The 11,797-nt window shown below is 63.4% G+C and carries 12 protein-coding genes; 5 read left to right on the plus strand and 7 right to left on the minus strand.

The annotated features are described in order from the left end of the window. Nucleotides 1–95 precede the first annotated feature (95 nt). The 5 genes from KI242_RS30915 to KI242_RS30935 are packed head-to-tail and all read left to right on the plus strand — an operon-like array spanning nucleotide 96 to nucleotide 8,011. Nucleotides 96–2,033: a type VI secretion system tip protein VgrG gene (locus KI242_RS30915; protein ID WP_123472613.1), complete on the plus strand. Its 1,938-nt coding sequence runs from the start codon at nucleotides 96–98 to the stop codon at nucleotides 2,031–2,033. Between the two features lie 18 nt (nucleotides 2,034–2,051). After that, nucleotides 2,052–2,477, plus strand: coding sequence for a DcrB-related protein (locus tag KI242_RS30920; RefSeq protein WP_210457870.1), 426 nt, complete (start codon nucleotides 2,052–2,054; stop codon nucleotides 2,475–2,477). Between the two features lie 9 nt (nucleotides 2,478–2,486). Continuing rightward, nucleotides 2,487–6,944: an RHS repeat-associated core domain-containing protein gene (locus KI242_RS30925; RefSeq protein WP_212805789.1), complete on the plus strand. Its 4,458-nt coding sequence runs from the start codon at nucleotides 2,487–2,489 to the stop codon at nucleotides 6,942–6,944. Nucleotides 6,945–6,948: 4 nt separating this feature from the next. Beyond that, on the plus strand, nucleotides 6,949–7,593 hold the full coding sequence (locus KI242_RS30930) for a hypothetical protein (protein ID WP_210457868.1): 645 nt from the start codon (nucleotides 6,949–6,951) through the stop codon (nucleotides 7,591–7,593). A gap of 46 nt (nucleotides 7,594–7,639) precedes the next feature. Then, nucleotides 7,640–8,011, plus strand: a complete 372-nt coding sequence (locus KI242_RS30935; RefSeq protein ID WP_210457867.1) for a hypothetical protein — start codon at nucleotides 7,640–7,642, stop codon at nucleotides 8,009–8,011. A gap of 19 nt (nucleotides 8,012–8,030) precedes the next feature. Here KI242_RS30935 and KI242_RS30940 read toward each other — a convergent pair whose 3' ends face one another. The 7 genes from KI242_RS30940 to KI242_RS30970 form a co-directional block, all read right to left on the minus strand. Next, nucleotides 8,031–8,294, minus strand: a complete 264-nt coding sequence (locus tag KI242_RS30940; protein ID WP_210672387.1) for a hypothetical protein — start codon at nucleotides 8,292–8,294, stop codon at nucleotides 8,031–8,033. 54 nt (nucleotides 8,295–8,348) lie between these two features. After that, nucleotides 8,349–8,783, minus strand: coding sequence for a DcrB-related protein (locus KI242_RS30945; protein ID WP_011064267.1), 435 nt, complete (start codon nucleotides 8,781–8,783; stop codon nucleotides 8,349–8,351). A gap of 111 nt (nucleotides 8,784–8,894) precedes the next feature. Next, nucleotides 8,895–9,266 carry a hypothetical protein gene (locus KI242_RS30950; protein ID WP_041120416.1) on the minus strand — a complete coding sequence of 124 codons (372 nt, stop codon included), beginning with the start codon at nucleotides 9,264–9,266 and terminating at the stop codon, nucleotides 8,895–8,897. Then, the gene (locus KI242_RS30955) at nucleotides 9,254–9,778 is read right to left on the minus strand and encodes a hypothetical protein (protein WP_053154599.1); all 525 of its coding nucleotides are present in this window, start codon (nucleotides 9,776–9,778) and stop codon (nucleotides 9,254–9,256) included. The genes KI242_RS30950 and KI242_RS30955 overlap by 13 nt, the downstream gene beginning before the upstream one ends. 164 nt (nucleotides 9,779–9,942) lie before the next feature. Beyond that, nucleotides 9,943–10,218 (minus strand): HU family DNA-binding protein, encoded by a 276-nt coding sequence (locus KI242_RS30960; RefSeq protein WP_011064269.1) that lies wholly within the window; start codon nucleotides 10,216–10,218, stop codon nucleotides 9,943–9,945. 189 nt (nucleotides 10,219–10,407) lie between these two features. Next, nucleotides 10,408–11,556, minus strand: a complete 1,149-nt coding sequence (locus tag KI242_RS30965) for an FAD-dependent oxidoreductase (RefSeq protein ID WP_011064270.1) — start codon at nucleotides 11,554–11,556, stop codon at nucleotides 10,408–10,410. A gap of 42 nt (nucleotides 11,557–11,598) precedes the next feature. Further along, nucleotides 11,599–11,766 (minus strand): rubredoxin, encoded by a 168-nt coding sequence (locus KI242_RS30970; RefSeq protein ID WP_011064271.1) that lies wholly within the window; start codon nucleotides 11,764–11,766, stop codon nucleotides 11,599–11,601. Nucleotides 11,767–11,797: the final 31 nt, after the last annotated feature.

Here is an 11,797-nt window from a genome sequence, read left to right on the forward strand (position 1 = left end):
AGCGACCGCCACGGTGATGGACCTGGCGCCTTCGCGAGCACGCTCGCTCCTGCAGGGGGCTGACCTGGCACACCACGCATTCAACGAGACTGACGATGTTATTTCAGCAATCCACACGACTGGCACAGGTCAACTGCCCCCTGGGCCCGGACGTCCTGCTGCTCAAGAGCCTGGGCGGCGGCGAGGAGCTGGGGCGGCTGTTCGACTACCAGCTGCAACTGGCCTCCAGTGACGCCAACATCGACCTCAACCAGTTGCTGGGCAAGCCCATGGGCCTCAGCGTACAGCTGGACGGCGGCGGCCAGCGGTACTTCCACGGCATCGTCGCGCGCTGCAGCCAGAACATCGACACCGGCCAGTTCGCCAGCTACGAGGTGACGCTGCGCCCCTGGCTGTGGCTGCTGAGTCGCACCTCCGACTGCCGGATTTTCCAGAACCTGAGCATCCCGCAGATCATCAAGCAGGTGTTCCGCGACCTGGGCTTTTCCGATTTCGAAGACGCCCTGAGCCGCCCCTACCGGGAGTGGGAGTACTGCGTGCAGTACCGCGAGACCAGCTTCGATTTCGTCAGCCGGCTGATGGAACAGGAAGGTATCTACTACTTCTTCCGCCACGAGAAGGACCGCCACGTGGTGGTGCTGGCCGACGCCTATGGCGCTCACAGCAGCGTGCCCGGCTACGCCTCGGTGCCCTACTACCCGCGAGACGAGCAGCAGCGCGAGCGCGACCACATGTTCGACTGGCACCTGGCCCAGGAGGTGCAGCCCGGCTCGCTGGAGCTCAACGACTATGATTTCCAGCGCCCCAGCGCCCGGATCGACGTGCGCTCGGCCATGCCGCGGCCCCACAGCGCCGGCGACTACCCGCTCTACGACTACCCCGGCACCTACGTGCAGAGCAGCGACGGCGAGCACTATGCCCAGACCCGTATCGAGGCCCTGCAAAGCCTGCATGAGCGCATCGAGCTCAGCGGCAACGCCCGGGGGTTGGGGGTGGGCAACCTGTTCAGCCTCACCGGCTTCAGCCGCCAGGACCAGAACCGCGAATACCTGATCGTCAGCATCCGCTACTACCTGGTCCAGGAAAGCCTGGAGAGCGGCGCTGGCGGCGGTTCGGCGCAGTTCGAGAGCCACCTGACCTGCATCGACGCCCAGCAGAGCTTCCGCCCCCTGGCCACCACCCACAAGCCCATGGTCCAGGGCCCGCAGACCGCGCGAGTGGTGGGCCCGGCCGGGGAAGAGATCTGGACCGACCAGTACGGCCGGGTCAAGGTGCACTTCCACTGGGACCGCCACGACCAGTCCAACGAAAACAGCTCGTGCTGGATTCGCGTGTCCCAGGCCTGGGCCGGGAAGAACTGGGGCTCGATGCAGATCCCGCGCATCGGCCAGGAAGTCATCGTCAGCTTCCTGGAAGGCGATCCCGACCGCCCGATCATCACCGGCCGGGTCTACAACGCCGAACAGACCGTGCCCTACGACCTGCCCGCCAACGCCACCCAGAGCGGCATGAAGAGCCGTTCGAGCAAGGGCGGCAGCCCGGCCAACTTCAATGAAATCCGCATGGAAGACAAAAAGGGCGCGGAGCAGCTGTACATCCACGCCGAGCGCAACCAGGACATCGTGGTCGAGGTCAACGAAAGCCATTCGGTGGGCAACAACCGCAACAAGAGCATCGGCCACGACGAGTACGTGACCATCGGCAACAAGCGCACGCGCATCGTCCAGCACGTGGATGAGCTGCGGGTCGGCGAGAAGAAGCTCGACAGCGTCGGCCAGAGCTATGTGATCGAGGTCGGCGAGCGCCTGCGCCTGGTATGCGGGGCCAGCATCCTGGAGCTCAACGCCAGCGGCCAGATCAACCTGTGCGGGGTCAACATCAGCGTGCATGCCTCGGCCGATGCCGAGATCAATACCGGTGGCGTGCTGCACCTGAACAATGGCGGCGGCCCGGGCACCACCACCGAGGGCCAGGGTGTGCAGGGCGCTATCAGCGCCAAGGCCAAAGCCCCCTTTTCCGCCCCCAAAGGCTAATGAACGGACGCCCATGCCATGACCTATCGCCTCAATGAATTGCAGTTCCAGCTGCCTGCCGGCGAACTGCAGGACGCCTCGATCAACATCCTCAAGTTCCCGGCCCTGGGCACTTCGCTGATCGTCAGCCGCAGCCTGCTGGGGGACGGCGAAACCCTGGAGAGCAGCCTGGCCAGTCAGCTGCAGCGGCTGGAACAGCAAGTGCAGGAACTGCGGGTCAAGGGGCCGCAGCCGGTGCTGCTGGGCCCGGCCCAGGACATCCAGGGCCTGGAGCTGCGCAGCCAGTTCAGCAAGGGCAGCGAGCAGGTGTTCCAGTTCCAGCTGGCCCTGGTGCTGCCCGACACCCGGCAGATGCTCGCCATGAGCTACGTCAAGGCGCAGAAACTCGGCGACGCCGAAGCCACGCACTGGGCGCAGATCAAGAACAGCCTGGTGCTGGGCTGAGGCCGGGACGTGTCTGACGCGCTGTGGGCCGCACGACTGGGCGACGGGCTGGAACACACCTCGATGATGGCCGACATCCTCGGCGGTGTGCTGGAGGTGGCGGCCAACGTCGCCATCGGCACCCTGGCGACCATGGCAGTGGCTGCAGCAGCGGGCATCACCGTGGCCACCGGCGGCCTCGGTGCCTGCGTGCTGGGGCTGGTGGTGGGCGTGGTGGTCGGCGTGGTCATGAGCAAGACCGGCGCCGACAAGGGCCTGAGCAATTTATGCGAGGGTATCGCCAATGCCCTGTTCCCGCCCTCGATCCAGGCCTCCATCGCCAGTGGCTCGAAAAAGGTCCTGACCAACAACAAACCGGCGGCCCGCGCGGCCGGTATCGCCCCGCCGTCGCAGATCAACGGCGACGGCGCCGAAGAAGGCGAAGCCACCGACACCCCTTCGGCTACTCCGGAAGAAGGCCCGGGCTTTCTCGACATGGCCAAGGAGTTCTTCTCGCAGATGTGGCGACCCACCGTGGCCTCCCCGGCGCCCGGCTCGCAAACCAAGGAACTGGACCTGGTGACCTGCACCAAGCACCCGCCGATGCCCGTACAGTACCTGGCCGAAGGCTCGGAGAAGGTCAGCATCGACGGCCAGCCGGCAGTGCGCAGCGGCGACCGCAGCACCTGCGACGCCAAGGTGGTATCCGCCGGGCCGATCTCCCCCGACGTGACCATCGGCGGCGGCTCGGTGGTGGTGCGCGAGATCCGCAGCGGCAAGACCCCGGGGGTGGGCCTGGCGGTGACCGTGCTGATGATGCTCAAGGGCGGCAAGGGCAAGTTCAAGGCCAACCTGCCGTGCATGCTGATGGCCGGGGTCAATTCGTTTGTTGTCAGCCAGGCTTCGGGGGCCCTGACCCAGGCCATCGCCGGCTCGCCCAATCCGGTGCATGCCGCGACTGGGGCCAAGGTGCTGGGTGGCGAGGATGACCTGGACTTCGTCCTCCCTGGCATGCTGCCGATCGCCTGGCAGCGCTTCTACAACAGTCGCGATGAACGCCAGGACGGCCTGTTCGGGACCGGATGGAGCGTGCACTTCGAAGTCAGCGTGCAGATCGAGACGCATCCCGAAGGAGGCGAACGGCTGCTTTACACCGATGAGCAGGGACGCCAGATCGACATGGGCTCGATTGCTCCGGGTGGCGCCACGTTCAGCCCCGGAACCGGCCTGAGCGTAAGGCGCAATACCGATGGCCGCTTGCTGATCGAAAGCAGCGATGGTGTGTATCGGCTGTTCGAGCCCAGCCCCGGCAACCCGCTGCGACTGCGCCTGAGCCTGCTGGGGGATCGCAACGACAACCGGATCCATCTCGACTACGACCCGAGTGGACGCATCACCCGCCTGCGGGACAGCTTCGACCTGCTCCAGGTGGAGCTGATTCCCAGCAACCAATGGCCAGGACGGCTGGCGCGGATCGAGCGGCTGCACGCCGACCAGCAGCGCGAGGTCCTGGCCAGTTATGACTACGATACCCAGGGCAATCTCGCCCAGGTGCGCGATGCCAGTGGCCAAGTCAGCCGACGCTTTGCCTATGACCCGCAGCAGCGCATGGTGGAGCATCAACTGCCCACCGGCTTGCGTTGTTTTTACGCCTGGGCCCGGGTCGATGAGCGCGAATGGCGCGTGGTCCGGCACTGGACCGACGCCGGTGACGAGTACCATTTCGACTACGACCTGCAAGCCGGTATTACCCGCGTCACCGATGGTTTGCAGCGTCAGAGCCTGCGCAAGTGGAACCCTCAGCACCAGATCACCGAATACCAGGACAAGCTTGGCCAAGTCTGGCGGTTCCAGTGGAACGAAGAGCGTCAGTTACTCGGCGCCACGGACCCGCAGGGCGGCCAGTATCAGTACAGCTACGACGAAACCGGCAACCTGTGTAGCCATGTCGATCCCCTGGGCCGCAACGAATCGACCCTGTGGCTTGAGCATTGGTCGCTGCCTCTGACAGAAACCGATGCCGCCGGCAACAGCTGGAGCTACCAGTACGACAAGCGTGGCAATTGCATTGGCGAAACCGACCCACTGGGTAATAGCACCCGCTATCGCTACGACCATCATGGTCGGGTGGTGGAAATCATCGATGCCGGTGGCAAGCGTAAGCAACTGACCTGGAATGACCTGGGCCAGTTGCTCAAATACGTCGACTGCTCGGGCTACCCCACCCGCTTCAGTTATGACCGCCACGGCTATCTTCAGGTGGCGACCGATGCCCTCGGTGAGCGCCAGACCTTCGAGCACGACCCACAGGGGCGTCTGCTGAGCATTCAACTGGCCGACGGCCGCATCGAGCAGTACCAGCGCAACACCGCCGGTCAATTGCTTTGCTACACCGATCCGGCGGGACACAGCAGCCGCTACGAATACGATCGGCGCGGCAAGCTCCAGGTGCGCATCGATGCCCATGGCCGGCGTGTCCACTTCAACTACGACACTTACGGGCGCCTGCAGACGCTGACCAACGAGAACGCCGAGAGCTACCGCTTCACCTGGGACGCCGCCGATCGACTGCTGGAGCAGCGCGACCTCGACGGCAGTGCCCGGCGTTTTGCCTACGACCCGATGGATAACGCCGTCAGGATGGAGTTCACCCCGGCGCCCCAGGACGGCAATTCAGCCTCGCCCCCCAGCCCCTCTATCGTCCACCTGTTCGAGCGGGATGCGGTGGGGCGCATGGTCGCCAAGGTCACCGACGATGGCCGCAGCGAGTACCTCTACGACCCGCTGAATCAACTGCTCGGCGCCACCTTTACCGACCAGCATGGCCAGAGCCGCGCATTGGGCTTTACCTACGATGCCCTGGGCCAGCTTCTGACGGAGCAAAGCGCGGCAGGTGAGTTGCGCCACCATTACGACGAACTCGGCAACTTGACCCAGACCCAACTGGCCGATGGGCGCTGGATCAACCGGCTGTATTACGGCAGCGGTCATCTGCATCAGATCAACCTCGACGGCCAGCTCATCAGCGACTTCGAGCGTGATCGCCTACACCGCGAAGTCCTGCGCACCCAGGGGCGGATCAGCACCCACAGCGAATATGACCGCACCGGCCGCTTGCGCTCGCGTATGCGGCGCCCCACGGGCCAGCAGCCACGGTTGTCGGCCTCCCGGGAACGGCAGTTCGCCTACGATCCCGCCAATCAGCTGGTGGGGCGCGTCGATCGCCTACCCCAGGGCGAGCACCGGCAGTTGCTGCACTACGATGCCACTGGCCGGATCATGGCCAGCCAGGACAGCCCTCAAGGCACCAGCGAAACCTTTGCCTACGATGCCGCGGCCAACCTGCTGGACGGACCGCAAGCCGGGGCCGGGCTGGTGGTCCATAACAAGCTGCTGACCTACCAGGACAAACGCTATCGCTACGACGCCTTTGGCCGGGTGGTGGAAAAGCGCAGCGGCAGCCGACGCATCCAGCACCTGCGCTATGACGCGGAACATCGACTGGTGGAAGTACGTACCCAGGATGGAGCCCGGGAAACCCTGGTGCGCATGGGCTATGACCCACTGGGGCGGCGGACCGAAAAGATCGAACTCGACCTTCAGGGTCAGGTACTGAACGAAACCCGCTTCACCTGGAACGGCTTACGACTGCTGCAGGAGCAGAAAAACGGCCTGAGCAGCCTCTATCTGTATGCCGACGAGGGCTATGAAGTGCTGGCGCGAGTCGATGGTATCGGCGCACAACAAAAGATCCGCTATTACCACAATGACCTCAACGGCCTGCCCGAGCAGTTGACGGAAGCCGATGGGCATGTGCTGTGGCAGGCTCGCTATCAGGTCTGGGGCAACTGTCTCGAAGAACAGCGCGAAGCCCATTTCCTCGAAGAGCAGAACCTGAGATTCCAGGGACAGTACCTGGATCGGGAAACCGGGTTGCACTACAACACCTTGCGTTTCTATGACCCGGATATAGGCCGCTTTACCACACCTGACCCGATTGGACTGGAAGGTGGTTTCAACCTCTATCTCTATGGGCCCAGCACGGCCATCTGGATCGATCCCCTGGGCCTGACCGCCGAGGAACTCGGCAAGAACATGGCCAATGCCGGGCGACCGCTGGCACCGGGACAAACCCCGCACCATGCGATCAAGGAGAATGCGACCAATATCTACGCCAAGAACTCACGCAAGATCCTCGAAGACGCCAAGCTGCACCCGGATATCCCAGAGAACGGTGCAAGACTCTGGGGCACGCACCCCAACCAACTGGCCCAGCCTGGGCACCCAGGCAAGGACGCGGCGAAGGCGGCAGGCAACTATCACGGTGGAACTCATATTCACGGCAAGGAAAACGACAAGCTGCTGTACAAGATCCTAAAATCCGCCAAGCGCAAGAATCTGAACATGAGAAACGTGCTTGCCAACATCACGGGAAGAATGGAAAACGGCTCGTGGAAAAAATCCTTCAACGCCTGCGGGGGGAAATAACCCAATGAATGTCATGCACAACCCGGAGCTTGAAAGCCGGCGCAACACCCTCGGCGAGCTGTTCAAGCGTTATGGACCGCAAGTTCACCAGCACTATCAGGCGATCAGGCAAGCCGTGGTCCGCTGGGAGTATTCCCTAGGCCCGACCCTGGAGTTCATCCCCTTTGAACGCTTGATCCCCAGCGTCAGCAAGGAGGGAAAGCCCCTGGCGTCGCTGAGCAAGGCCAACCGTGAGTCGAAGAATCTGCAGGCCTATGGTTTCGATGCCGACGGACAACTGATCCTGAGCATCAGCCGCTTTGACAAGGACGTGACCACCTACGGTGAAAACATCCGCTATCGCCATCTGTTCGATGGCAAGGCCCTGATCGTCAACGCGCACATTTATGAAGCACGACCGGAGGAGTCGCGCCTGATGTCCCTGTGCTGGACCTATAGCGCCGACAACCTGAACTACTACCTGTCCGTCACGCCACCCAGTAACTGGTACGTCCGCGTCGACCAGTTGCAAGCCGGGCGCGTCGCCAGGGCCTCGTCCTTCGCCACCAGTTGGTTCAAGCAGCTCGACTATGACCTCGCCTATGACCCAGATCAGACCCTGTCGACGGTCATGATCGGTGAGCACCTGCATTGGCAGCGCGGCAGCTGACAGGGTTCAAGGCTGGCCGGGAGTCTATTACCAGTAGGAACAGATGATGATCTTGAGCTGGAAGCCCCCGATCCAATCCAACCCGAAGCTGATCCGGCCCTTGCGCCTGGTGGCCGACCAGCAGGAGATCAACCAGCCGTACTACATCGTCAACGCCATTCAAGCCGTCAGCGCCATCGACCACGCGCGTTCCGAAGCGGAGCGCGACGATGACGGCACCCTGCTCTATTTCAACAGGACCTGGTTTCTTGAGAACGCCCCGGGCATGGGCCAGATCACCCGGGAACCGGAGTCCGGGGACTTGTTGATCAGCGCAACGCTGGCCGACCGCTTGATCGACGCGGGCTTCAAGGGTGACAAGGGGCTAGGGCTGTACAGCGCCGAACGGCGTTTCGGGCCTTATCGGAACAATGCCTGAGCCCATGCGGGCAATCCGATCAAATCGCCGAGCCGCGATTCTTGCCCGGCTTGATGATCAGCAACGCGTCCAGCTCGCGCTTTCTGGCGCGGCTGATGAACGCCAGCGCGGCCTGCAGATCCTGTTCGAACAGTTCGAAGGTCGCGCGCTCGATGGCGTAGTACTCCTCGTAGTCGACCACCCCAAGGCTCACCGGAAAGGTCAGGTAGTACTGGCCGGTGGATTCCTCGATGCCCATCGAGAACATCTCCTCGCGACTGACGAACAGATCGTTGAACTTCATGTCGGTTCCTAGAGTTCGGCTACCGGGCAATGCGTCTCAGGGCGGGTTGACCGATCAGGCTTTCGAAGGCTGCGGCTTGAGGCTCTGCATGGCCTGTTTCCAGGCTGGCTCATGATGCACCAGGTCGTTGACCGTGGTGGTCAGGGTGGTGATCAGCACGGCCGGCTTACGCTCGATGAAGACCTGGCGCAGCATCAGCTCGCGCCCTTCGCGTTTCCAGCTGTAGTCCAGCAGCACGGCGGCATGGCCTTGCATGTCGAAGTCCCAGCGCTTGATCAGGTTGAAACCTGGCAGTTGCTGCTCGGCAGCATTCAGCTGCGCGGCGACATAATCGGCAAAGGCGGCGTCGCCCTGGCTCGGGTCGCGGCTGATGACGAAGCTGGCTTCCTGGGCACCGCCAACGGCTGGCAGCTTGAAGATATTGATGCTCTGGTCCTGCCAGGCGTCAGGAATATCGAGATCGGCTTCTTGAATGCGGTAGGTGGACAAGAGTTTGGCGTTCCATGCTGAAAGGGTGATTCGGAGAGTGGCAAATATTCAGGCAACGGCCGGCAACAATCAAGGAACCACTCGGCAACTCTGCGCAGCGGCCGTGGCCCCTCAACGCGCTTCCAGGCAGGACGCGTAGGCACGGGCGAAGCCTTGATCGAACTTGAGGGCCTGGGGCTCTTCGGGGTCGATGCTGACGTTCCACAGGGCCTGCTGCGGCACGTCGTAGCGGACCCAGCCGATGATCCCGCTGCCGGAGGTTTCGTAGAACAGCTGCAAGCTCAGCTGGTCGCCATCGTCGCGGTCGATCAGCAGCTTGAGGTGCTCCGGGGTGGTGAAGTCGCGGTAGGGAAAATCGCTGCTGCGCACCAGTTCGGTGAGGTAGCCGTAGCAACCCTTGCCCGGGTTCGATTCATCCGCCAGGGCGGGCGTGGCCGCGCAGGCGATCAGCAGGCCCAGGCCTGCCAGGTTCAGGTACCGCATGATTGCCCCTTGAGGGTGAGGGTTTCGACCTGGTCGTTCATCTCGATGCGCGCCAGCACCTGGCGGTCGTGAGACTCCTGGTACTCGCTGAAATTGTTGCGCTTGAGGATGTTCAGGGTGACCCGGATATGAGCGCCGGTGTTCTGGTACTCGCTGCGTTCCAGGCCCTGAGCGGCGCCGGTGAGCTCCACCAGCTGGCCGGCGGTCTTGAGGTAAAGAAAGCGCTGGTCCACTTCCACCAGCAGGCGCGGAGCCTTGGGCGCTACGCTGTAGTCCTCGCGGGCCAGGGAATAGCCGCAGAGCCAGGCGCCGGAACTGTCGTATTTCTGGCTGTGGAACCAGCTGAGGGCCTCGCGATAGCCGATCTGCTCCAGTCGCGAGTCGTTGCCGGCAGCGGCCGATGACAGGCCAAGGCTGAACAGGCAGCCCACGACCAGGGCAACTAAACCGGGGCTTGCCAGGCCGTGCAGCAGGGCGGCCCATGAAAGGGGGCTGTCAGTGGGGCGGGTCATCCTTGGCCTTAGATCAAAAATCGAACGATCGCGCATCCTAGCCACGCCAAAGCGGCTTCGCAAGAACATCTGCGGGCAAACGGCAGGCAAAAAAATAGGCACCCGATGCGCTCGGCGTGCCTATTTCCCCTGCGTGCTCCCGCTGCCGGGAGCCCGCTCAATGCTTATGGGTTGACGCTGTCTTTCAGCGACTTGCCCGGTTTGAATGCCACGGTGTTGCTGGCCTTGATCTTTACCGGCTCGCCGGTCTGCGGGTTCTTGCCGGTGCGGGCGCCACGGTGGCGTTGCAGGAAGGTGCCAAAACCAACCAGGGTGACGCTGTCTTTGCGGTGCAGAGCCCCGGTGATCTCTTCAAGAATGGCGTTGAGCACGCGATTGGCCTGCTCTTTGGTCAGGTCCGCTTTTTCAGCAATGGCTGCGGCGAGTTCTGGTTTACGCATAGTGTGAAGCCTCTTTGACGGTTTTTTGTTGTTATGTCCGTGCTGTTCACGGGAACAGCGCCCAAGGCGCCGCAGGCTCTACGCTGCGGCAGACGGGTGTGAGGATGGCACGCGCTTGAGAGTGGCGCCAGTCTCCCCGCGACCTTTGTGAGGGCAAGAACCGGGTTATTCCGACAGAACGACCGGTATTTAAGCCAGCAGCGCAGGAAGTTCCTTGTTCAGGGCCAGTTTTTCCATCACCGCGGCCCCGGTCAGGGCGTAGCCCAGCAACTGGCCATCGGCGTTGCGGCACAGGACCTTGATGTCGGCCCCCTGCCCTTCTGCGGTCCATACGCCTTCGGCGCCACGGGGCGGCGGCGACACCACCAGGGGGCAGACCGGAGTCTTGACGGTGATCGGCATCGGCCCGTAGCTGACCGCTGTCGGCTTGCCCGCCAGGGTCTGCGCCAGCGCCCGGGCGCAGCTCATCAGCGGCATCACGTACAGCAGGTTGAGACCGTCGACCTCGGCGCAATCGCCCAGGGCATAGATATTGGCGTGGGAGGTTTTCAGCTCGCGGTCCACCACCACTCCGCGATTGACCACCAGCCCGGCGGCAGCCGCCAGGTCGATGCGCGGGCGCAGGCCGATGGCCGAGACCACCAGGTCGCAGGCGATCACCTGGCCATCGGACAGGTGGGCTTCCAGACCGTCGGCGCTGCGCTGCAGGCGGTTGAGCACCGGGCCCAGGTGGAAGCGTGCGCCCAGGCTCTCCAGCCCGGCCTGGACCGCCGCCGCTGCGGCCGGGTGCAGCAGGGTCGGCATCACCTGCTCGCAAGGTGCCACCAGGTCCACGCTGTAGCCGCCGAGGATCAGGTCATTGGCGAACTCGCAGCCGATCAGCCCGGCGCCCAGCAGCAGCACCCGACGCTTGCCGGCCGCGGCGCTGCGAAAGCGCGCGTAGTCTTCCAGGTCATTGATGGGGAAAATCAGTTCGGATGCGTCGCCCTGCACCGGCACCCGCACGGTTTCCGCGCCCCAGGCCAGGATCAGGTCGCGATAGGCCACCGCTTCCTCGCCGATCCACAGACGCTTGTGGCCCGGGTCGATGCCGCTGATGCGGGTGTGGGTGCGGACCTCGGCCTTGAGCTGCTCGGCCATGGCGCCGGGCTCGGCCATGCTCAGGCCGTCGGCGTCCTTGTTCTTGCCGAAGCCGGTGGACAGCATCGGCTTGGAGTAGGAACGGCCATCGTCGGCAGTGATCAACAGCAGCGGCGTCTCGCTGTCGAGCTTGCGAAACTCCCGGGCCAGGTTGTAACCCGCCAGGCCCGTCCCCACGATCACTACCGGTGCGCTCATTCCCTGCTCCTTGTTATTGGTTGTTCAAGCCACAAAAGTCGATCAAGCGATCTCGATCATTTCGAAATCCATCTTGCCCACGCCGCAGTCCGGGCAGAGCCAGTCCGCGGGTACATCTTCCCAACGGGTACCCGGCAAAATACCGTCGTCCGGCCAGCCTTCCGCTTCGTTGTAAATCAGGCCGCAGACCACACATTGCCACTTTTTCATTGATGCATTTCCTCAAGGGTTCAGGCTTCGC

The organism is Pseudomonas sp. Eqa60, assembly GCF_018326405.1.
Classification (GTDB): domain Bacteria; phylum Pseudomonadota; class Gammaproteobacteria; order Pseudomonadales; family Pseudomonadaceae; genus Aquipseudomonas; species Aquipseudomonas protegens.

What these genes read in the sequence shown, in the direction of transcription:
- KI242_RS30915 (WP_123472613.1), top strand. Translation starts at nt 96, where the DNA reads ATGTTATTTCAGCAATCCACACGACTGGCACAGGTCAACTGCCCCCTG.
- KI242_RS30965 (WP_011064270.1), bottom strand. Translation starts at nt 11,556, where the DNA reads ATGAGCGCACCGGTAGTGATCGTGGGGACGGGCCTGGCGGGTTACAAC.
- KI242_RS30955 (WP_053154599.1), bottom strand. Translation starts at nt 9,778, where the DNA reads ATGACCCGCCCCACTGACAGCCCCCTTTCATGGGCCGCCCTGCTGCAC.
- KI242_RS30950 (WP_041120416.1), bottom strand. Translation starts at nt 9,266, where the DNA reads ATGCGGTACCTGAACCTGGCAGGCCTGGGCCTGCTGATCGCCTGCGCG.
- KI242_RS30935 (WP_210457867.1), top strand. Translation starts at nt 7,640, where the DNA reads ATGATCTTGAGCTGGAAGCCCCCGATCCAATCCAACCCGAAGCTGATC.
- KI242_RS30960 (WP_011064269.1), bottom strand. Translation starts at nt 10,218, where the DNA reads ATGCGTAAACCAGAACTCGCCGCAGCCATTGCTGAAAAAGCGGACCTG.
- KI242_RS30970 (WP_011064271.1), bottom strand. Translation starts at nt 11,766, where the DNA reads ATGAAAAAGTGGCAATGTGTGGTCTGCGGCCTGATTTACAACGAAGCG.
- KI242_RS30930 (WP_210457868.1), top strand. Translation starts at nt 6,949, where the DNA reads ATGAATGTCATGCACAACCCGGAGCTTGAAAGCCGGCGCAACACCCTC.
- KI242_RS30940 (WP_210672387.1), bottom strand. Translation starts at nt 8,294, where the DNA reads ATGAAGTTCAACGATCTGTTCGTCAGTCGCGAGGAGATGTTCTCGATG.
- KI242_RS30920 (WP_210457870.1), top strand. Translation starts at nt 2,052, where the DNA reads ATGACCTATCGCCTCAATGAATTGCAGTTCCAGCTGCCTGCCGGCGAA.